The sequence below is a fragment of the Ventrimonas sp. genome, assembly GCF_048380235.1.
Lineage (GTDB): Bacteria > Bacillota > Clostridia > Lachnospirales > Lachnospiraceae > Brotaphodocola.
The window spans coordinates 1-17,842 of sequence record NZ_DBFCCJ010000004.1 but is presented as its reverse complement, the minus strand read 5'-3'; the positions used below and the strand labels follow the sequence as shown (position 1 = coordinate 17,842).

Genomic DNA, 17,842 nt, shown 5'->3' with positions numbered 1-17,842 from the left:
TTCAAGCAAAGAAAAATTCCAGTAGATAATTCAGAATGGCATCGCCATAGAAATGAGAGAACCGCAGGCTGTAACCAAATGCACCATGACCAATGCGGTTTAAAAGAATATTTCTGCTTTGTCTATAACATATCATGTTTGTATGGGCGTTGCAAGCATTTTCAGGAAGTACTCTTATGCATGTTTTTCTTTTTATGGCAGAGTCAATATGAGCTGTAGCCGTTATTCTTTTTGTAGCGGTCTCTTTCACTTCCGGACTTTGATTCGTTCCGTCCTATCATTGCAATTTCTCAAAAACCGGATTTTCTCTTGACAAACTTTTTTTCCATGCTACGCTTGATAGCAGATAATGAATTTCATAAGAAAAGAGGAATTTTCCATGCACATGATCGACAGAAACAGTCCCTGCTGGTGCGGCAGCGGGCTCAAATACAAAAAATGCCACTATGATTTTGATGAAAAACTGAAAATGTACGAGAACAAGGGCTGCATCGTGCCGGAGCACAATATGATCAAAACGCCGGAGCAGATTGAAAAGATCAAGGCCAGTGCCCGGGTCAACATTGCAGTCCTGGATTATGTAGCTGAGCATATCAAAGCCGGTGTCACCACCGAGGAGATTGACCAGTGGGTTTACGATGAGACCACCAAACGCGGCGCCATCCCGGCTCCGTTAAACTTTGAGGGTTTCCCAAAAAGCGTCTGCACCTCCATCAATGAGGTTGTCTGCCATGGCATTCCGGATCCGGATCGCGTACTGCAGGACGGCGACATCATCAACGTAGACTGCTCTACCATCTTAGATGGCTATTACTCCGATTCTTCCCGTATGTTCTGCATTGGTGATGTTTCTCCGGAGAAAAAGCGGCTGGTGGAAATTACCAGACAGAGTATTGAGGTTGGCCTGAAAGAAGTTAAGCCGTGGAACTTCCTGGGTGACATGGGCGCGGCAATCCACGATTTTGTCCGTGAGAACGGCTACAGCGTAGTGCGCGAGATCGGTGGACACGGTGTAGGCCTCCAGTTCCATGAGGAGCCGTGGGTCAGCTATGTATCCGAACGCGGAACGGAAATGCTTATGGTCCCGGGCATGATGTTTACCATCGAGCCAATGGTAAACATGGGGAAACCAGATGTCTTCGTTGACGCAGATGATGACTGGACTGTATACACGGAAGATGGCAAACCATCTGCCCAGTGGGAGATCCAGGTTCTGGTTACGGAGGACGGTTACGAAATCATCGCATACTAAACACCAAATTATATCGTGATCTGAATCCCATCCAGAGCTAAAATATCTTCTTCCTGGTGTGTGCTGAGAAGCGTAAGCTTCCCGGCACTCTTTTTTTGTAAATAGCGGATTACATCTGCCTTTGTTCCTGCATCCAGACCGGTAAACGGTTCATCCAGGATCAGAAGTTCAGACAAGGCGCAAAGGGCGCGGCAGATAGCCACGCGGCGTTTCTGCCCGCCGCTCAAGGTAGCTGCAGGCCGGTCCAGCACCTCCTCCGGCAAAAGCTCCATAAGCTCTCTCCTCACTTCTGCACGGCTCATAGATGAGGGAGATGTCATGAGGACGTTATCCACTGCGGAAAATGTCTCGCACAGGCGGTCCTCCTGAAAAACCGCTCCGATCGGTACCCTCTCCATGAAAAGACGACCGCTGTCTGCCGTTTCCAGCCCCATCAGAATGCGAAACAGTGTGGTCTTCCCTTTCCCGGATGGTGCCGTAAGGCAGTAAATATGCCCGCTCTCCAGCTCCATAGAAACATGATCCAGCACCGAAACACCATCAAATTGTTTACACAGGTCACAAATCTGCAGTTTCATGTGTAACCTCTCCTCTCTGCGGACAAAGCCTGGAAATCAGAAACAGCACCATCTGCTCAAACACGGCGCTCACCAGAATGATCACCAGAGTCCAGGCAAACAGATCGGCCGTTTCCAGATAAATCTTCGCCATATACAGGTGTTCGCCGATGGAGTGCTCCGGCAAGCCGATCACCTCTGCTGCCGCACCGGACTTCCAGCTCATGCCAAGAGCAATGCGGCATCCGCTTACCAGATATGGTACCAGCGCCGGAAGATAGATAAACCGTATTTTCCGCCAGACCGGCATCCGGAACACCACGGCCATTTCCAGAAGCTTCGGATCTGTACTTTGCAATCCGGCTAAGGTATTGACATAGATCACCGGCAATACTACCAAAAACGCTATTACCACGGAGAGGTTTCTGGAACCGGCCCAGATCAGGGCAAGAATCACGAAGGAGGCCACCGGAACTGCCTTGAGAAACAGCATGAAGGGCTCCAGAAGTTCTTCCAGCAGCGGAGCTGTGTATGCAAGGCTTCCAAGCAGTATTCCAGCTGCAAACGCAAGCAGGAAGCCGGTACTGATGCGTCCAAAGGAGCCGGCAACAGAGCGCCAGAAATCCGCGGACGGAAGCAGTGACCACAATGCCAGCAGGGCCTCAAAAGGCCCCACCAGCATAATGGAATTGTGGACTAGCACAGCTGCAGTCTGCCAGAATGCCAGCCACAGACAGATGATAAACGGCTTTCTCAACCTACTCATGCAGATAATAGAAACCATCATCCGGCATCTGTCCGCCTACAGCAGACGGTTCCATCTCATACAGAGCCTCCAGATAACCAGACAGTCTGGTCTTCATATCCTCACCATCAATGCAGACAATGCTGCAGTACGGAATCGCTTTTGCAGCGATCGGAGCCTTCTCGATGATTCCTGCCGCTGCTACCAGCTCTGCGGCATCGGTCACATTGGCATTGACCCATTCAGCGGATTCTCCATGCTCCTTCACAAACAGCTCTGCTGCCTCCGGATTCTGTTCCAGAACCTCTTTACGGCATACTGTAACACCGGTAACCAGGGAGCTGCCATTTTCCGGCTGGGTCTTATCCCACTCCTCTGTCAGGTCCAGCACCATCTTTAAATTCTCATTCTGTGCCATAGCGGCAGTCACAAAAGGCTGAGGCAAAAGACCAATGGCATCTTCCTGTTCCTTTAATACCGCAGCAACCTCAGCAGCCTCAGACTTATATTCAATCGTCACATCATCGGTACTCAGGCTGTTGGCCTTTAAAAGATACTGCAGCACATAATCCGGCGTAGTTCCCTTTCCGGTCATATACAGCGTTTTCCCCTTCAGATCCCCGATATTGTGGATGGAATCATCCGCAGAAACCACATAAAGCACACCCAGCGTATTGATATCAATGACCTCAATGCCCTGTTTTGTTTTCTGGTACAGCACACTTGCCAGATTGGCCGGAACCAGCGCAATATCCAGATCACCGGAAACCACCTGCGCCGCAAGTTCAGAAGCATCTGCTGCCATTGTAAACTCATAAGCTCCCTCCGATTCCCCGTTTGAAGCCTTGTCCATCAGGGAAACCAGTCCTATGGTGGTAGGCCCCTTCAGGGAACCAACGCGAAGAGTCTCTGCATCTGAGTCTGGCTTTACTGCCTCAGAAGTCTCTTTTTCCGCCGCAGTTTCCGCCGCTGTCTCTGCTGCGGTTGTCTCCTCTACAGCTTCCTTCTCTGCCGCTGTCTGAGTCTTGTCTGCACCGGAGCATCCAGCCAGAGATGCCGCAGTTATGGCACACGCCAGGAGCATTGTCATTGTTTTCTTCATATCATTTTCCTCTCTTTCCGCATTCATCTTTTCTGTCAGAAGCCCGGCACTGATCCATCCAGTTTCTTCCAGATTAGCACAAATACGATTCCAGTATAGCATAAAATAAAAAAAATTCCTATGTATCTCCAGAAACACTTGCCGTTTGAAAGATTTGTGTTATAGTAGGGTTGAACGTTATTCTTAGGAAAATGTATCAAATCTCAGTTCGGACGCAGTCTTCTGCGCCCTTTCATAATCTGTCCAGACAGAACCCGTGCAGACCATTCCGGCTGCAACAATTTACTCTGTCAGCGACATTTCTCAGGGAGCAGTATCTTGATACTTCTGCCAGGTCCGTCTGCCTTTCTTAAGATTCCGTTCATTGTATCCCCACTCAATATCAAAATGCTGAAAAACAGGGGGACACCGGTCCGGCTGCCTTTGTGCGCAGCAGATCATGCCGTTTTATCAGCGAAAGAAGGAGAAAACAATGAAAACAGCAACAAGGAATCCAATCAGTTCAGAACTTTCACACACCCGGACTTCATTCATGGTGAAGCTGGCCCTTATGGTAGCGATTATCTTCGTTATGGCCTTCTCACCGCTCGGTTACTTACGTACTCCGGGACTTACCATCACCTTTTTAACCGTTCCGGTTGCCGTCGGCGCCATCATTCTTGGACCGACAGCCGGTGCCATCTGCGGCGCAGCCTTTGGCCTGACCAGCGTAGTTATGGCATTAACCGGCGGCTCTGCATTCAGCGCAGCGCTTCTGCAGATCAATCCGTTCGGCCTGTTATTTACCTGCCTGGTTCCGCGAATCCTTGAAGGATGGATCTGCGGTCTGATTTTCCAGCTGGTAAAGAGATTTTCCAAAAACGGTGCATTCATCGTGGCAAGCCTGTCCTGCCCGCTGTTAAACACTCTGTTCTTCATGAGTTCTCTGGTACTCTTTTTCTATAATACGGAGTATATCCAGGGCATCGTTACCAAGCTCGGCGCAACAAATCCGCTTATTTTCGTGATTCTGTTTGTCGGTGTTCAGGGTGCAATTGAGGCAGTTGCCTGCACCATTCTGGGCAGCGCCGTATCCCGCGCACTGGCTGCAGCATTCCGTCAGTAAAAACGGCTATATATAATAGAAGAAACGATTTCATAAGCCGCAGGATTCCTGCGGCTTAACTATTTCAAACATGGAGGGTTCATCATGAAATTATTCGACTCTGTCAAAGAGATTCCCATTACTGATCTTGAGGGTCTTCGCATCGGCAACGCCCAGGATTATGAGGCCATGACCGGTGTAACGGTTCTGCTCTTCGACCACGGTGCAAAAGCCGGTATTGATATCAGCGGAGGGGGACCTGCTTCCCGGGAAACGCCACTTACATCCCCCATCACTGCAGACAATCCGCTCAATGCCATTGTACTCTCCGGCGGCTCTGCCTTCGGCCTGGCTGCCAGTGACGGGGTCATGCGCTATCTGGAAGAACACGGTATTGGTTATGAAACCGGATTTGCGAAAGTACCGTTAGTCTGCCAGTCCTGTATCTACGACCTAAGTATTGGACGTTCTGATATCCGACCGGATGCTGCTATGGGCTATGCTGCCTGCCAGGATGCAGAACATCCGCATCCGGTATCCGGCATCTTAGGCGGAGGTACCGGCGCCAGTGTTGGAAAAATCTATGGCCGCGACAAAGCAACCAAAACCGGTCTCGGTATGTATGCAGTCTCCATCGGTAACTTAAAGATTGCCGCAGTTGTAATCTTAAATGCCTTCGGCGATGTCTTCAATCCGGCTACCGGCGAAAAAATTGCCGGTCCAAGAAAACCAGATGGCAGCGGATTCTTTGATACACTGGAAGAGCTTTACAAATTCAGCCAGAGAACCGACCAATTCCAACACGATCCAAACAGCAAAGCCAATACCACCATCGGTGCTATTATCACCAACGGCGCGTTTTCCAAAGCAGAATTAAGCAAAATTGCTTCCATGGCCCGCAGCGGCTACGCACGCTGCATTAACCCGGTAGGCACCATGGCCGATGGCGATTCCATCTATGCCGCCTCCATCGGAACCGTAGAAGCAGACTTAAATGTTGCCGGAACACTGGCAGCAGAAGTCATGGCAGAGGCAATCCAAAATGCAGTAAAGGCGGCGAAATAGAAAAGAAAAATCCATGCTGCTTGCGTTCACACGCAAACAGCATGGATTTTTCTTTTCTATTTTTTAGAACACGTTATGCCTGCTCCGGTACTTTCTGCGCCTCTTCCCGGTCTTTCAGGATCTTATCAATACTTACAATCTTCGTACACAGCGCGAACAAGTCCATTGCCAGGATCAGATCACTCAGCGGTGGATAGGACGGTGCAATACGGATATTGGTGTCATGAGGATCCTTTCCATATGGATAGGTTGCTCCGGCACCGGTCATAACCAGACCGGCTTTCTTACAGCGCGCTACGATAGCTTTTGCACAGCCATCCAGGGAATCGAAGGCGATAAAGTAGCCTCCCTTTGGCTTGGTCCAGGTTCCGATACCAAGACCGCCAAGCTCACGCTCCAGGGTATCAATGACTGCCTCAAACTTCGGACGCAGGATATCCGCATGCTTGCGCATATGCTCTACCATGCCATGGATATCACCAAAGTAACGGACATGACGCAGCTGGTTTACCTTATCATGGCTGATGGTCTGGAATTTCAACTGCTTCTCAATATCCTCCAGGTTGTTGCGGGAGGTTGCGATGGCTGCAATACCGGAACCCGGGAAACTGATTTTTGAGGTGGAAGCGAATTTGTAAACCATATCCGGGTTGCCGGCACGCTTACACTCTGCCAGGATCTCGATCAGGTGGTCCTGATCGTGATCGTATAAATGATGTACGCCATAAGCATTATCCCAGTAGATACGGAAATCCGGAGCGGCCGGTTTCAGTCTTGCAAAACGGCGGACGGTCTCATCGGAATAGCTGGTTCCGGTCGGATTGGAATACTTCGGCACGCACCAGATACCCTTAATGCTGTCATCCTCTGCCACAAGTCTTTCCACCATATCCATGTCCGGGCCATCCGGAGTCATCGGAACATTGATCATCTCAATGCCGAAATACTGGGTAATGGCAAAATGACGGTCATAACCCGGTACCGGGCAAAGGAACTTCACTTTATCTAATTTGCACCACGGAGTACATCCCATTACGCCGTGAGTCATGGATCGGGATACGGTATCGAACATAACATTCAGGCTGGAATTGCCGTAAATGATGATGTAATCCGGAGCTACCTCCATCATGTCTCCGATCAGCTCTTTGGCTTCCCTAATTCCGGTCAGTCCACCATAGTTACGGCAGTCGGTTCCGTCTTCACAGGTTAAGTCATCACTGCTGCTTAATACATCCATCATTCCCATGGAAAGATCCAGCTGCTCCACGCTCGGCTTACCTCTGGACATGTCCAGTTTTAAATCCTTTCCCTGAAACTCTTTGTACTGGGCAGAAAGCTGCTTTCTGAGCTCCTGCAGTTCCTCTGTGCTCATCTCTGCATATGGCTGCATCTTCTTTTTCCTCCTCATCAGCTGTGTACTCCCTTTCTTCACCCAGGCGCTGACACCCGGGGTTCTTGGTTTGCATTCCATTCTACACGAAATATATCGGTATTACAATCGCATTTTTCACAAATTTAATAGAATATATATTCGATTTCTGTCTCTGGTTTCCCTGCAAAGACATCTGAGTGAAAACTGTCTTTTTTACCGAGACATGAGTTCTCTTACCAGCTGATTTACCACAGCCGGGTCTGCCTTGCCCTTCATGGCACGCATGGTCTGACCTACAATAAAGCCCATGGCTTTCTCTTTTCCGGCCTTGAAATCTGCAACAGACTGCGGATTCTTCTCCAGAAGCTCCTCGATAGTCTTTGTCAGCGCATCGGTATCATTTACCACCTTTAAGCCGTGTTCCTCAACGTAACCTTCCGGATCCACATCTTCCTTAAACACAGCCTCAAACACATCCTTCGCAACAGTACGGTTAATAACGTTCTTCTCTACCAGGCTGATGAGCTTTGCCAGATTCTTCGGAGAAAACTTCATGTCTTCCGGCTCCTGCTCCTGCTCTTTTAACAGGCGCATGGCCTCCGTCATCAGCCAGTTAGAAACTTCCTTCGGCTTGCCGCAGATTGCCACGGTCTGCTCAAATACATCAGCCAGATGCTTGGAGCCGGTCAGGATTTCCGCATCGTACTGCGGCAGTCCATACTCACTCTCATAGCGTGCCAACTTCTCGGTGCGGAGCTCCGGCTGCGCTGCCTTCACCCGCTCGATCCACTCATCTGAAATCCATACCGGAACCAGATCCGGATCCGGGAAGTAACGGTAATCCTGCGCATCCTCCTTGGAACGCATCGCATGGGAGGATTCCTTGTTGTCATCCCAGCGGCGGGTTTCCTGGATGACCTTTTTGCCATCCTCGATCAGCTCGATCTGACGGACGCGCTCGCCCTCAATGGCACGGGCAATGGCCTTAAAGGAGTTTAAGTTCTTCATCTCGGTTCTCGTGCCAAACTCCGGTGCGCCCACCTCGCGGACGGACAGGTTGACATCGGCACGCATGGAGCCCTCCTGCAGCTTACAGTCAGAGGCACCCAGATACTGGATGATCAGGCGAAGCTTCTCCAGGTAGGCAATGACTTCATCGGCGCTTCGCATATCCGGCTCGGATACGATCTCGATCAGCGGCACGCCGCTTCGGTTGTAGTCCACCAGAGAGCAGTCCTCCCACTCGTCATGCACCAGCTTTCCGGCATCCTCCTCCATGTGGATCTCATGGATGCCGATTTTCTTTTTGCCTGCTGCGGTGTCGATCTCTACCCAGCCGTCGTGGCAGATTGGCAGATATAACTGGGAAATCTGGTAGTTCTGCGGGTTATCCGGATAGAAATAGTTCTTCCGGTCAAATTTGCAGTACTGGTTGATGCCGCAGTTGGTAGCAAGCCCCACTGCCAGTGCATATTCCACAACCTGCTTATTCAAAACCGGAAGAGAACCCGGCATACCGGTGCAGACCGGGCAGGTGTGGGTATTCGGCGCTCCGCCAAACTCCGTGGAGCAGCCGCAGAAAATTTTGGTTTTGGTGGCCAGTTCTACGTGAACCTCCAGACCAATGACGGTCTCATACTGTTTGCTCATGTTACTGTGCCTCCTTTTCTGCCTGTTTTGCCAGCTCCGGCGTTTCATAGGTTCTGCTGCACTCGTAAGCATAGCCTGCGCGGATGATATTTTTTTCCTTGAAACAGTCTCCGATCAGCTGCAGACCAATTGGAAGACCCTTGCTGTCTTTTCCGCATGGAACCGTCATGCCCGGAAGTCCTGCCAGGTTTACGGAAATCGTATAGATATCGCCCAGATACATCTGGAGTGGATCGCTTAAGGACTCACCCAGCTTCGGCGCTGTAGCCGGAGCAGCCGGGCCCAGGATTACATCATATTTCTCAAAAGCTTTGTCAAAAGCTTTCTTGATGAGCGCCTTCGTGCGGAGTGCCTTTAAGTAGTAGGCATCATAGTAACCGCTGCTGAGGACGAAGGAGCCCAGCATGATACGACGCTTTACCTCCGGGCCAAAGCCCTCAGAACGGCTCTTCTTGTACATGCTGTGGAGGCCGTCGTACTCTTTTGCCCGATGTCCGTACTTCACGCCGTCAAAACGGGATAAGTTGGAGCTGGCCTCTGCGGAAGCAATGACATAGTAAGCCGGAATTGCGTATTCTACCAGACTTAAATCAAACTCCTCTACAATGGCTCCCTTCTCCTCCAGAACCTTCGCTGCCTTTAAAATGGCATCCTTTACTTCCGGGTCAAGCCCCTCGCCAAAATAGTCGCGCGGAATGCCAATGCGCATGCCCTTTACATCGTCCACCAGGGCAGAAGTGAAATCACAGTCCTCACGGTTCATGGAGGTGCTGTCTTTTTTATCATAGGAAGCAATGGTCTCCAGAATCGTGGCACAGTCGGTCACGTCCTTTGCTACCGGTCCGATCTGATCCAGGGAAGAACCGTAGGCGATCAGGCCGTAACGGGAAACCGTCCCGTAGGTCGGCTTAATGCCGGTCACGCCGCAGAAGGAGCTAGGCTGGCGGATGGAACCGCCGGTGTCGGAGCCCAGAGCGAAGAAGCATTCATTGGCTGCCACTGCCGCACAGGAACCGCCGGAGGAACCGCCCGGCACATGCTCCGGGTTCCAGGGGTTTTTCGTCTCACCGTAAGCGGAAGTCTCGGTGGTGCTTCCCATAGCGAACTCATCCATGTTGGTTTTTCCCAGGATAATGGCTCCTGCTGCCTCCAGATTTCTGACTGCTTCTGCCGTATAGGTCGGTTTAAAATTATCAAGGATTTTGGAGCTGCAGGTTGTCAGCAGTCCCTCCGTACACATATTATCTTTGATCGCCACCGGAACACCGGCCAGAGGACCGGTCAGGGTTCCGTCTTCAATCTGTCTCTGTACTTCTTCGGCGCGTTTTAAAGCGCCCTCTTCATCTACAGTCACGTAGCAGTTTAAAACCGGCTCCAGAGTCTTGATCTGGGCCAGAGCTGCCTTTGTGGCTTCCACGGCCGTGATCTCGCCGGCCTTGATCTTTTTTCCAAGCGCTACCGCTGTTAAATCCAGGATACTCACGTTGTTTCCTCCATTCATGTCTGTCATGTTTGCTGTTTTCCACAGCTTTTCCTGAATCCATCCGGATTCTCCACAGTTTTCGTTTTCTATCCGTTTATTCTACCGTCTTCGGAACCTTGAAGGCTCCGTCCTTCTGCTCCGGTGCATTCAGCAGGATTTTGTCCCGCTCATCCCCGTTGGTCACCACATCTTCCCGGAACACGTTGTTCATCGGGAATACATGGGACATAGGTTCTACACCGCTGGTATCCAGTTCATTTAACTTGTCGATATAGTCTAACATCCGGCCCATATCCTTCTTGGCCGTCTCTTTTTCCTCATCCGAGAGTTCCAGCTTCGCCAGAATTCCAACATATTCAATGGTCTCGTCGCTGATGATATTTGCCATAATTTTTCTCCTCCAACTCCTAGTTTACGGTTCCAGTCTGGTTACATCACGCGGGAATAACGAAGTCTCGCGGACATTCTGCTCATCTAACAGGCGCATGGTCAGACGTTCCAGACCAATACCCAGACCGCCATGCGGTGGCATGCCATATTTGAAGATCATCAGGTAATCCTTGATGTCCTCCGGATCCATTCCACGCTTTTCCATCTTTTCCAGGATCATCTGGTAATCGTGGATTCGCTGACCGCCGGTGGTGATTTCCAGCCCCTTGTAAAGCAGGTCAAAGCTTAAGGTAAAGCGGGCATCTGCCGGATCATCCATGGCGTAGAACGGTCTCTTTTTCGACGGATAATGCGTAACAAATACGAAGTCACTGTCGTATTCTTCCTTGAAATAGCGGCCGATCAGCACTTCCTCCTCCGGCTCCAGATCAAAGGGGTTGCGGATCTTCCGGTTGTACTTTTCGGATACCAGCTGCTTGGCTTCGTCGAAGCGTACCTGCGGGATCTGGCTAATGGAAGGAAGATCAATGCCCAGCATATCCAGTTCTTTTTTATACTCTGATTTTAACAGCTCCATGGTGTACTTTAAGAAGCCGGTCTCCATGGCCATGACATCCTCAAAACTGTCGATGTAACCCATCTCAAAGTCCAGGCCAATATACTCATTTAAATGACGGGTGGTATTGTGCTTCTCGGCACGGAATACCGGAGCCACCTCAAATACGCGGTCAAACACGCCTACCATCATCTGCTTGTAAAACTGGGGGCTCTGTCCCAGCTCTGCTTTCTTGTTGAAATAGTTTAATTTAAAGACGTTCGCGCCGCCCTCTGCACCACGGGATACGATTTTCGGAGTATGAACCTCAGTAAAGCCCTGGGAAGATAAAAACTCACGGAAGCCTCTCACAATGCCCTCCTGGATTTTAAATTTTGCGCGCTCCCGGACGTTTCTTAAGGATACCGGACGAAGGCTCAGTCTTGTCTCCAGGGAAGTGTTCATCTTCCATTTGTTGATGGCGATCGGCATGGTTTCTGCCGGCTCAGACAGCACCTGGATGCCGGTAAGGCGGAGTTCAAAGCCCTGCGGCGCACGCTCTTCCAGCGCTATCACACCTGTGACTTCCACTGCGGATTCTTCTTTTAAATCCTTTAAATCAAACTCTGTTTTTCCCTCTTCATACACACACTGCACCAGGCCTTCTGCTTTTCTGAGAATAATAAACGCAAACTCACCCATATCACGGATGTTGTGGACCGCACCGTTCATTTTTACGGTCTTTCCTACATAATCCCCGCTTAAAATTTCTCTGATACCGATTGTTTCCTTCTCTTTGACACCTGTTAAAAATTCCATGCTGCTTTCTCCTTACCTGAACGTGATTTTTCTGTATTCCGGGAGAATTTTTCAATACAAAAAGTCCCGCCACGGAATACGGTTACATATTCCGGGACGGGACACTATACTCTTGTTATGTTCCGCGGTACCACCCGCATTGAGACCTGCCTTCTGCTCCCCTTTGAGCAAAAGCGGCTCCGCTCTTTAAGACACGTAACGTGTGCCTGACGGATACCCCTACGCACATGGCCCATCTTTTAAGTCTGTGTTTCGAAGTACCGGCTCCGGAGTGTTCCCTGTGAGCCAGAGTCCAACCTGACGGCGCTCTCAGTCGGTGACGCCCTCTTCCTGTCGAAGTCCTGCTGGCAAGAGTCTCCTTCACTGCCTTTTATGGTTCCTGTTCAGAAATATCTTTCTGAAAATTGACATCATGATAGCACATGTTTTTCCGGTTGGCAAGACCCAAATTTTATTTTTTCACACAAAATTCCGCGTTCCAGGCATATTTTCAGGAGCTTTCTCCGAAGCCTCATCACCCTCATGGCAATAGCACTTTCCCGCAGCTGGCTCCGCCCTGCGATTTCCCGGTAAGGCATTTTCTGTATAAATGCCAGATGTAACAGTTCCCGTTCTTCGGGTCTCAAAAGCTTCAGGGTACCGGCTATATTGTTTCCGGAATCCAATTCTTCCACTACGATCATTTCTGTATTGCTGTTCTCTGTTTCCAGCTTATTCTCATAGCGCTCCAGCGTCTCCAGATACTCCCTGCGGCGCTTTTCACGCCGGATGATATCGACAAGGCGATGCTTCAGGCAGGACATAAAATATGCTTTTGCTTCAGGCTCTGGAAGACGTTCAAATTTTGTCCGGTGCTTCTCATCTGCTATCATGGTCACCACTACGTCATGAATGATATCTTCCGCAGGAAATATAAGTCCCATTCCGCTTATTTTCCTGCTCAGTTTCCAGTAGTAATACTGCTTATGTTTCTCATAGAATTCGCCAAGATCCATCGCAAAACAGCCTTTCTTTTTTCTATGATCCCCACTATAACATGACGTTTTTTTTACAACTACAAAAGCGGCATATTCCACCATGTTTTTGACGGAATACGCCACTTTTCATAAAAACAGAAGTCATACTCTGTTCTTTACATAAGACTGCTGAGTGCCTTCTTAAACTGTTTCCGGAACAGCAGCGCCGTAAAGGTCACAGCCAGAAAATCTGCCACCGGCTCTGCCGTATAAACCGCAAAGGTCCGGTTGCCGGTCAGCACATGCGGCAGAATATAAATGAGTGGAAGCAACAGAATAAATTTCCGGGTCACCGCCACAATGATGGATTCTTTTGCAAAGCCAATCGAAGTAAATGCCATCTGGCAGGCAATCTGAATTCCAAACATAAAGACACAGGCCATATAAATCCGGAGCGCTCTGGAAGTAAATGCCAGGAGTTCTGCATCCGAGGTAAACATACCCGCAAATGCCTGCGGAACCACCTGTACAAACAGCCAGATCAGCGTGGAATAAATCAGGCTGACCTTCAAAAGAAGCTGAAACGCGCCCTTCACACGGTCTGCGTTCCGCGCGCCGTAATTATAGCTGATGATTGGCTGCGCACCCTGTCCAAGGCCCTGCAGCGGCAGCATGGCAAACTGCATGGCACTGGTTAAGATCGTCATGGCTCCCACCGCAATATCACCGCCGTATTTTAACAGAGATGAGTTAAAGCAAATGGAAATAATACTCTCACTGGACTGCATGACAAAGGTTGCCGCGCCCAGCGCTACACACGGCAGGATAACCGATGGAGTCAGGCCCATATTGCGCAGACGGATTTTCAAACGAGTCTTTTTTCCGGCCAGGAACGCCAGCACCCAGATGGTGGAACATGCCTGGGAAATAACCGTTGCAAGCGCTGCTCCGCGTACGCCCATATGCATTCCGAAAATGAAAACCGGATCCAGCACAATGTTGCAGACCGCGCCGATCAGCACGGAGAGCATGCCGGTTTTCGCAAATCCCTGAGCCGTGATAAACATGTTCATGCCCAGCGTCAGTTCCACAAAAATGGTTCCCAGCGAGTAAATATTCATGTAGCTGACTGCATATTCAATCGTGTTTTCACTTGCTCCAAATGCCAGAAGGAATTTCCGGTTAAAGCAGAACAATACCGCCGTAAGGATAGCCGAGATCACCACCTGCAGCGTAAAGCAGTTGCCGAGAATCTTCTCTGCCTGATCATAATCCTGCTTTCCCATATGAATGGAAGCCCGCGGCGCTCCGCCGCTTCCCACCAGGGCCGCAAACGCTGAAACGATCATGATCAGCGGCATGCAGACTCCAACACCGGTCAGGGCCATCGCCCCGGACTCCGGAATATGGCCGATGTAAATGCGGTCTACAATGTTATAAAGCATGTTGATAAGCTGCGCGGTGATAGTCGGAATAGCCAGGGAACGTAACAGCTTCCCAATGGGTTCCTTCCCTAAAAAATCTTTTTCGTCATTCATGTGCATTCCTTCTTTCTCTCATTTTTTTCCGATAACCGTCGGACATTTTCCATGATCCGCTCATGAAAAACGGCAAAGCATTCCATCTCGTTCTCTGAAAATCCATCAAATATGCCGGCAAGAAACTGCCGCTGGATCACATCGATGGAATCTGTTACCGGAATGCTTTTTTCACATAACAGGAGATGAATCCGGCGCCGGTCTAAAGCATCCGTCTGTCTTATCACCAGTCCTTTTTGGACCAGTGACTCCACTGCCTGGGAAACCTGCCCCTTGGACAGCATCCGCAGTTCCGCGATATCTGCCGCCGTGTCCACACTGGGATTATTTCTCAGAAAGGTAATGATGGTAGCCTCCATCATGGTAAGCTGGTGTTCCCTGCAGATGGTCTGGATGCACGCCTCATGAGATTTAGTGATAAAGCGCATGAGACGCAAAAATTCTGTTGCCTGAAGCATGTGTTCTCCTTCCTTCTGTACTTTTCTCTGCCCTGTCATTTGTTTCAGAATAAAACCGTTCTTTTTTGAACTATTTATCATTTTCATTATACACATTTTATAAAGATCTGCAAGCTGTACTTTATAAAATTGTATTTTTCCGAAGAATTTTTCCCGTTTTTTAAAAATACACTTGCTTTTCAAAAGTAAATCGTCTATGCTTCTTTTCAAGAAGCAAACTCTGGAGAGTCTCATGTATGGAGCGCCGAAGGTGTACAGCACAGAACGTGCCAATCTCTCAGGCAAAAGGACAGAGCAGTCTGATGCAGCAATGCATCCGTCTTTCCACACTCTTTAGAGGGAGTTTTTCATCTGCGAAGGTGCAGCTGGAATACTTCCTTTTTTGTTTACAAAAAACCGGTTTTCTGCTGGTTTTCTTCCCCCAGAGCTTCTATATAAACACCCCCACGGGAGAAAGAGTGAGTATTATGTTAAGTAAAGTAAGTGCGTTTCTGAACTGGCTGGATGGTTTTGTATGGGGTGTTCCCCTGATCGTCCTGATTCTCGCAACCGGTATCTTCTTAACCATCCGTCTGCGCGGAATCCAGTTCCACAAGCTGGGCATGGCCTGTAAATACATGTTCCAGAACGAAAATGAAGGCCACGGTGAGGTCAGCAGCTTCGCTGCTCTTTGTACCGCCCTGTCCGCTACCATCGGTACCGGCAATATCGTCGGTGTGGCCACGGCGCTGGTTGCCGGCGGTGCCGGAGCACTGTTCTGGATGTGGATCGCAGCACTGTTCGGTATGGCTACCAAGTACGCAGAAGGTGTACTGGCCATCAAGTACCGCACCATTGATGAAAGCGGCCATGTACTTGGCGGACCGTTCTATTACATTGAAAATGGTATGGGCAAAAACTGGCGCTGGCTGGGCAAGATCTTCGCCTTCTTCGGTGCCGGTGTCGGTCTTCTCGGAATCGGTACCTTCACCCAGGTCAACGGCATCACTGCCGCAGCCGGAAACTTTTTTGACCAGAACATGGAACATGTGATAAACTTATTTGGAAATGATTACAGCATTGCAGTCGTCATAACCGGTATCATCCTGACCATCTGCGTCGCTCTGGTGGTGCTTGGCGGCATTCAGCGTATTGCAAGTGTTTCTTCCGTTATCGTTCCATTTATGGCAGTATTTTACATCATTGCCTGCATCGCGATCCTGGTATTAAACGCTGCCCGCATCCCGGCTGCATTTGCTGAGATCATCCAGAGCGCCTTTGGCCTGCGTTCTGCTGCCGGCGGTGCCCTCGGTGCTGTGCTCATCGCCATGCAGAAAGGAATTGCCCGCGGCATCTTCTCCAATGAGGCAGGTCTCGGAAGCGCACCGATCGCTGCCGCTGCCGCTCAGACCAAGGAACCGGCACGTCAGGGTCTTGTTACCATGACCGGTACCTTTATCGATACCATCATTGTATGTACCATGACCGGCCTGTGCATCGTTCTGACCGGTTCCCACACCGCAGGTCTGGAAGGTGTAGCTGTTACCACCCGCGCATTCCAGATGGGACTTCCGGTACCGGCACAGTTTTCCGCATTTCTTCTGATGATGTGCCTGATCTTCTTCGCCTTCACCACCATCATCGGATGGAACTACTACGGAGAGCGCTGCCTGGAGTATTTATCAAACGGAAGCCATGGCGCAGTTATGGCATACCGCTTTCTCTACATCCTGGCCATCTTCATCGGACCGTTCATGACCGTAGAAGCCGTCTGGACCATTGCAGATATCTTCAATGCCCTGATGGCACTGCCGAACCTGATCGCACTGCTGGCGTTAAGCGGTGTGGTTGTGGCGGAAACAAAAGACTACTGGACGAGAGTGCTGGGAGATAAGATCAGCAAATAGCAATTATAGGACGGAACGAATAAAAGTTCGGAAGAGAAAGAGACCGCTTTTCGGGATTTTCACATATCGTTGTTTGCTTGCTCTCACAACACGCGTTCGCCTGCATCGGACTACATCCGCTGCATTCGTACACGTGTGTTCAAGATGCAAACACCTGATATGCTGAAAATCCCGGAAAGCGGTCTCATTCACTTCCCGCTGTATCGGCTCCGCTACAAAAATAAGAATGGCTGCGTTATTTATTATCTCAGAACAGCCAGTAAAACAGAAGTTTCGGAAAATGCTTGCAGCACCTTTGCAAACATGATATGTTATAGACAAAGCAGAAATATTCTTTTAAACTGCATTGGTCATGGTGCATTTGCTTACAGCCTGCGGTTCTCTCATTTCTATGGCGATGCCATTCTGAATTATCTACTGGAATTTTTCTTTGCTTGAACACCCAACTACCAACACAAAGGAATTCCAGAATGATAAAGAAAAGCAGAATGGGATTCCGGCATAAGGAAGGAGATGCCTATGGCAAAAAACACACTGACAACTGCATTTGATCAGACCGAGGAAGCTTTGAAACACCCCATTCCGGTTCGCGCTTACAAAGACCGGATCTTTCGTATGATCTTTAAGGAAAAGCGGGCGCTTCTGGCACTTTATAATGCAATGAACGACACCGCATATCAGGATCCGGAAGAACTGGTCATCACGACACTGGAAAACGCCATTTATCTTGGTATGAAAAACGATGTATCCTTTATGATCTGCGACCGGCTGTTTCTGTATGAACACCAGTCCACGAAAAATCCAAATATGCCGCTGCGAAATCTGTTGTATGTGGCAGATCTTTACTCGGTGCTGACAAAAGACATGTTTTTGTATGGGGAACTTCCGGTAGCAATCCCGGAGCCTCGTTTTGTGGTATTTTACAACGGAGAACAGAAAATGGAGGAACG

Annotated in this window: 15 protein-coding genes, 1 pseudogene and 1 riboswitch; of the genes and pseudogenes, 5 read left to right on the top strand and 11 right to left on the bottom strand. The window is 49.6% G+C overall.

Translation table 11 applies throughout. The features are described 5' to 3' along the window. Nucleotides 1-379 precede the first annotated feature (379 nt). Entirely contained in the window at nucleotides 380-1,252 is an 873-nt protein-coding gene (locus ACMP1L_RS00210; protein ID WP_418451563.1) for a methionyl aminopeptidase, read from the top strand. Nucleotides 1,253-1,260: 8 nt separating this feature from the next. Here the strand turns inward: ACMP1L_RS00210 and ACMP1L_RS00205 are convergent, their stop codons facing one another. The 3 genes from ACMP1L_RS00205 to ACMP1L_RS00195 are packed head-to-tail and all read right to left on the bottom strand — an operon-like array spanning nucleotide 1,261 to nucleotide 3,656. Next, nucleotides 1,261-1,830 carry an ATP-binding cassette domain-containing protein gene (locus tag ACMP1L_RS00205; protein WP_418451562.1) on the bottom strand — a complete coding sequence of 190 codons (570 nt, stop codon included), beginning with the start codon at nucleotides 1,828-1,830 and terminating at the stop codon, nucleotides 1,261-1,263. After that, nucleotides 1,811-2,596: an ABC transporter permease gene (locus ACMP1L_RS00200; RefSeq protein WP_177303425.1), complete on the bottom strand. Its 786-nt coding sequence runs from the start codon at nucleotides 2,594-2,596 to the stop codon at nucleotides 1,811-1,813. Before ACMP1L_RS00200 ends, ACMP1L_RS00205 begins: the two co-directional genes overlap by 20 nt. Then, nucleotides 2,568-3,656, bottom strand: a complete 1,089-nt coding sequence (locus ACMP1L_RS00195) for an ABC transporter substrate-binding protein (RefSeq protein WP_118733968.1) — start codon at nucleotides 3,654-3,656, stop codon at nucleotides 2,568-2,570. Before ACMP1L_RS00195 ends, ACMP1L_RS00200 begins: the two co-directional genes overlap by 29 nt. A 472-nt stretch (nucleotides 3,657-4,128) precedes the next feature. Between ACMP1L_RS00195 and ACMP1L_RS00190 the strand changes: the two genes are divergently transcribed. Together ACMP1L_RS00190 and ACMP1L_RS00185 are read left to right on the top strand one after the other, a co-directional pair. Further along, on the top strand, nucleotides 4,129-4,761 hold the full coding sequence (locus ACMP1L_RS00190; protein ID WP_418451559.1) for an ECF transporter S component: 633 nt from the start codon (nucleotides 4,129-4,131) through the stop codon (nucleotides 4,759-4,761). 84 nt (nucleotides 4,762-4,845) lie between these two features. Beyond that, nucleotides 4,846-5,805: a P1 family peptidase gene (locus ACMP1L_RS00185; RefSeq protein WP_418451558.1), complete on the top strand. Its 960-nt coding sequence runs from the start codon at nucleotides 4,846-4,848 to the stop codon at nucleotides 5,803-5,805. Between the two features lie 73 nt (nucleotides 5,806-5,878). Here ACMP1L_RS00185 and ACMP1L_RS00180 read toward each other — a convergent pair whose 3' ends face one another. The 8 genes from ACMP1L_RS00180 to ACMP1L_RS00145 form a co-directional block, all read right to left on the bottom strand. After that, nucleotides 5,879-7,195 (bottom strand): aspartate aminotransferase type Ic, encoded by a 1,317-nt coding sequence (locus tag ACMP1L_RS00180; protein ID WP_118733962.1) that lies wholly within the window; start codon nucleotides 7,193-7,195, stop codon nucleotides 5,879-5,881. A 195-nt stretch (nucleotides 7,196-7,390) separates the two neighbouring features. Further along, a complete protein-coding gene (gene gatB, locus ACMP1L_RS00175) occupies nucleotides 7,391-8,827 on the bottom strand; it encodes an Asp-tRNA(Asn)/Glu-tRNA(Gln) amidotransferase subunit GatB (protein WP_118733961.1) in 1,437 nt (478 codons plus the stop codon). 1 nt (nucleotide 8,828) lies between these two features. Continuing rightward, complete coding sequence (gene gatA / locus ACMP1L_RS00170) at nucleotides 8,829-10,337, bottom strand: Asp-tRNA(Asn)/Glu-tRNA(Gln) amidotransferase subunit GatA (protein ID WP_243025914.1); 1,509 nt, start codon at nucleotides 10,335-10,337, stop codon at nucleotides 8,829-8,831. A gap of 67 nt (nucleotides 10,338-10,404) precedes the next feature. Then, nucleotides 10,405-10,698: an Asp-tRNA(Asn)/Glu-tRNA(Gln) amidotransferase subunit GatC gene (gene gatC / locus ACMP1L_RS00165; RefSeq protein WP_118733960.1), complete on the bottom strand. Its 294-nt coding sequence runs from the start codon at nucleotides 10,696-10,698 to the stop codon at nucleotides 10,405-10,407. 24 nt (nucleotides 10,699-10,722) lie between these two features. Further along, a complete protein-coding gene (aspS, locus tag ACMP1L_RS00160; protein WP_418451557.1) occupies nucleotides 10,723-12,054 on the bottom strand; it encodes an aspartate--tRNA(Asn) ligase in 1,332 nt (443 codons plus the stop codon). A 410-nt stretch (nucleotides 12,055-12,464) separates the two neighbouring features. After that, a complete protein-coding gene (locus ACMP1L_RS00155) occupies nucleotides 12,465-13,049 on the bottom strand; it encodes an RNA polymerase sigma factor (RefSeq protein WP_418451556.1) in 585 nt (194 codons plus the stop codon). A gap of 137 nt (nucleotides 13,050-13,186) precedes the next feature. Further along, nucleotides 13,187-14,548 (bottom strand): MATE family efflux transporter, encoded by a 1,362-nt coding sequence (locus ACMP1L_RS00150; protein ID WP_177303430.1) that lies wholly within the window; start codon nucleotides 14,546-14,548, stop codon nucleotides 13,187-13,189. Next, complete coding sequence (locus ACMP1L_RS00145) at nucleotides 14,545-15,006, bottom strand: MarR family winged helix-turn-helix transcriptional regulator (RefSeq protein ID WP_177303431.1); 462 nt, start codon at nucleotides 15,004-15,006, stop codon at nucleotides 14,545-14,547. Before ACMP1L_RS00145 ends, ACMP1L_RS00150 begins: the two co-directional genes overlap by 4 nt. A 210-nt stretch (nucleotides 15,007-15,216) precedes the next feature. After that, a riboswitch (glycine riboswitch) is annotated at nucleotides 15,217-15,309 on the top strand. A 164-nt stretch (nucleotides 15,310-15,473) separates the two neighbouring features. On the opposite strand from ACMP1L_RS00145, the gene ACMP1L_RS00140 reads away from it, so the two are divergent. Both ACMP1L_RS00140 and ACMP1L_RS00135 read left to right on the top strand, forming a co-directional pair. Then, nucleotides 15,474-16,892, top strand: coding sequence for an alanine/glycine:cation symporter family protein (locus ACMP1L_RS00140; RefSeq protein ID WP_418451555.1), 1,419 nt, complete (start codon nucleotides 15,474-15,476; stop codon nucleotides 16,890-16,892). A gap of 519 nt (nucleotides 16,893-17,411) precedes the next feature. Continuing rightward, a pseudogene (locus ACMP1L_RS00135) lies at nucleotides 17,412-17,842 on the top strand (hypothetical protein); the annotation flags it as partial.

Coding starts and splice junctions, on each gene's coding strand:
- ACMP1L_RS00185 (WP_418451558.1), top strand. CDS start 4,846: ATGAAATTATTCGACTCTGTCAAAGAGATTCCCATTACTGATCTTGAG.
- ACMP1L_RS00145 (WP_177303431.1), bottom strand. CDS start 15,006: ATGCTTCAGGCAACAGAATTTTTGCGTCTCATGCGCTTTATCACTAAA.
- gatC (WP_118733960.1), bottom strand. CDS start 10,698: ATGGCAAATATCATCAGCGACGAGACCATTGAATATGTTGGAATTCTG.
- ACMP1L_RS00210 (WP_418451563.1), top strand. CDS start 380: ATGCACATGATCGACAGAAACAGTCCCTGCTGGTGCGGCAGCGGGCTC.
- ACMP1L_RS00155 (WP_418451556.1), bottom strand. CDS start 13,049: ATGGATCTTGGCGAATTCTATGAGAAACATAAGCAGTATTACTACTGG.
- gatA (WP_243025914.1), bottom strand. CDS start 10,337: ATGACAGACATGAATGGAGGAAACAACGTGAGTATCCTGGATTTAACA.
- aspS (WP_418451557.1), bottom strand. CDS start 12,054: ATGGAATTTTTAACAGGTGTCAAAGAGAAGGAAACAATCGGTATCAGA.
- ACMP1L_RS00200 (WP_177303425.1), bottom strand. CDS start 2,596: ATGATGGTTTCTATTATCTGCATGAGTAGGTTGAGAAAGCCGTTTATC.
- ACMP1L_RS00190 (WP_418451559.1), top strand. CDS start 4,129: ATGAAAACAGCAACAAGGAATCCAATCAGTTCAGAACTTTCACACACC.
- ACMP1L_RS00180 (WP_118733962.1), bottom strand. CDS start 7,195: ATGCAGCCATATGCAGAGATGAGCACAGAGGAACTGCAGGAGCTCAGA.
- ACMP1L_RS00140 (WP_418451555.1), top strand. CDS start 15,474: ATGTTAAGTAAAGTAAGTGCGTTTCTGAACTGGCTGGATGGTTTTGTA.
- ACMP1L_RS00150 (WP_177303430.1), bottom strand. CDS start 14,548: ATGAATGACGAAAAAGATTTTTTAGGGAAGGAACCCATTGGGAAGCTG.
- ACMP1L_RS00205 (WP_418451562.1), bottom strand. CDS start 1,830: ATGAAACTGCAGATTTGTGACCTGTGTAAACAATTTGATGGTGTTTCG.
- ACMP1L_RS00195 (WP_118733968.1), bottom strand. CDS start 3,656: ATGAAGAAAACAATGACAATGCTCCTGGCGTGTGCCATAACTGCGGCA.
- gatB (WP_118733961.1), bottom strand. CDS start 8,827: ATGAGCAAACAGTATGAGACCGTCATTGGTCTGGAGGTTCACGTAGAA.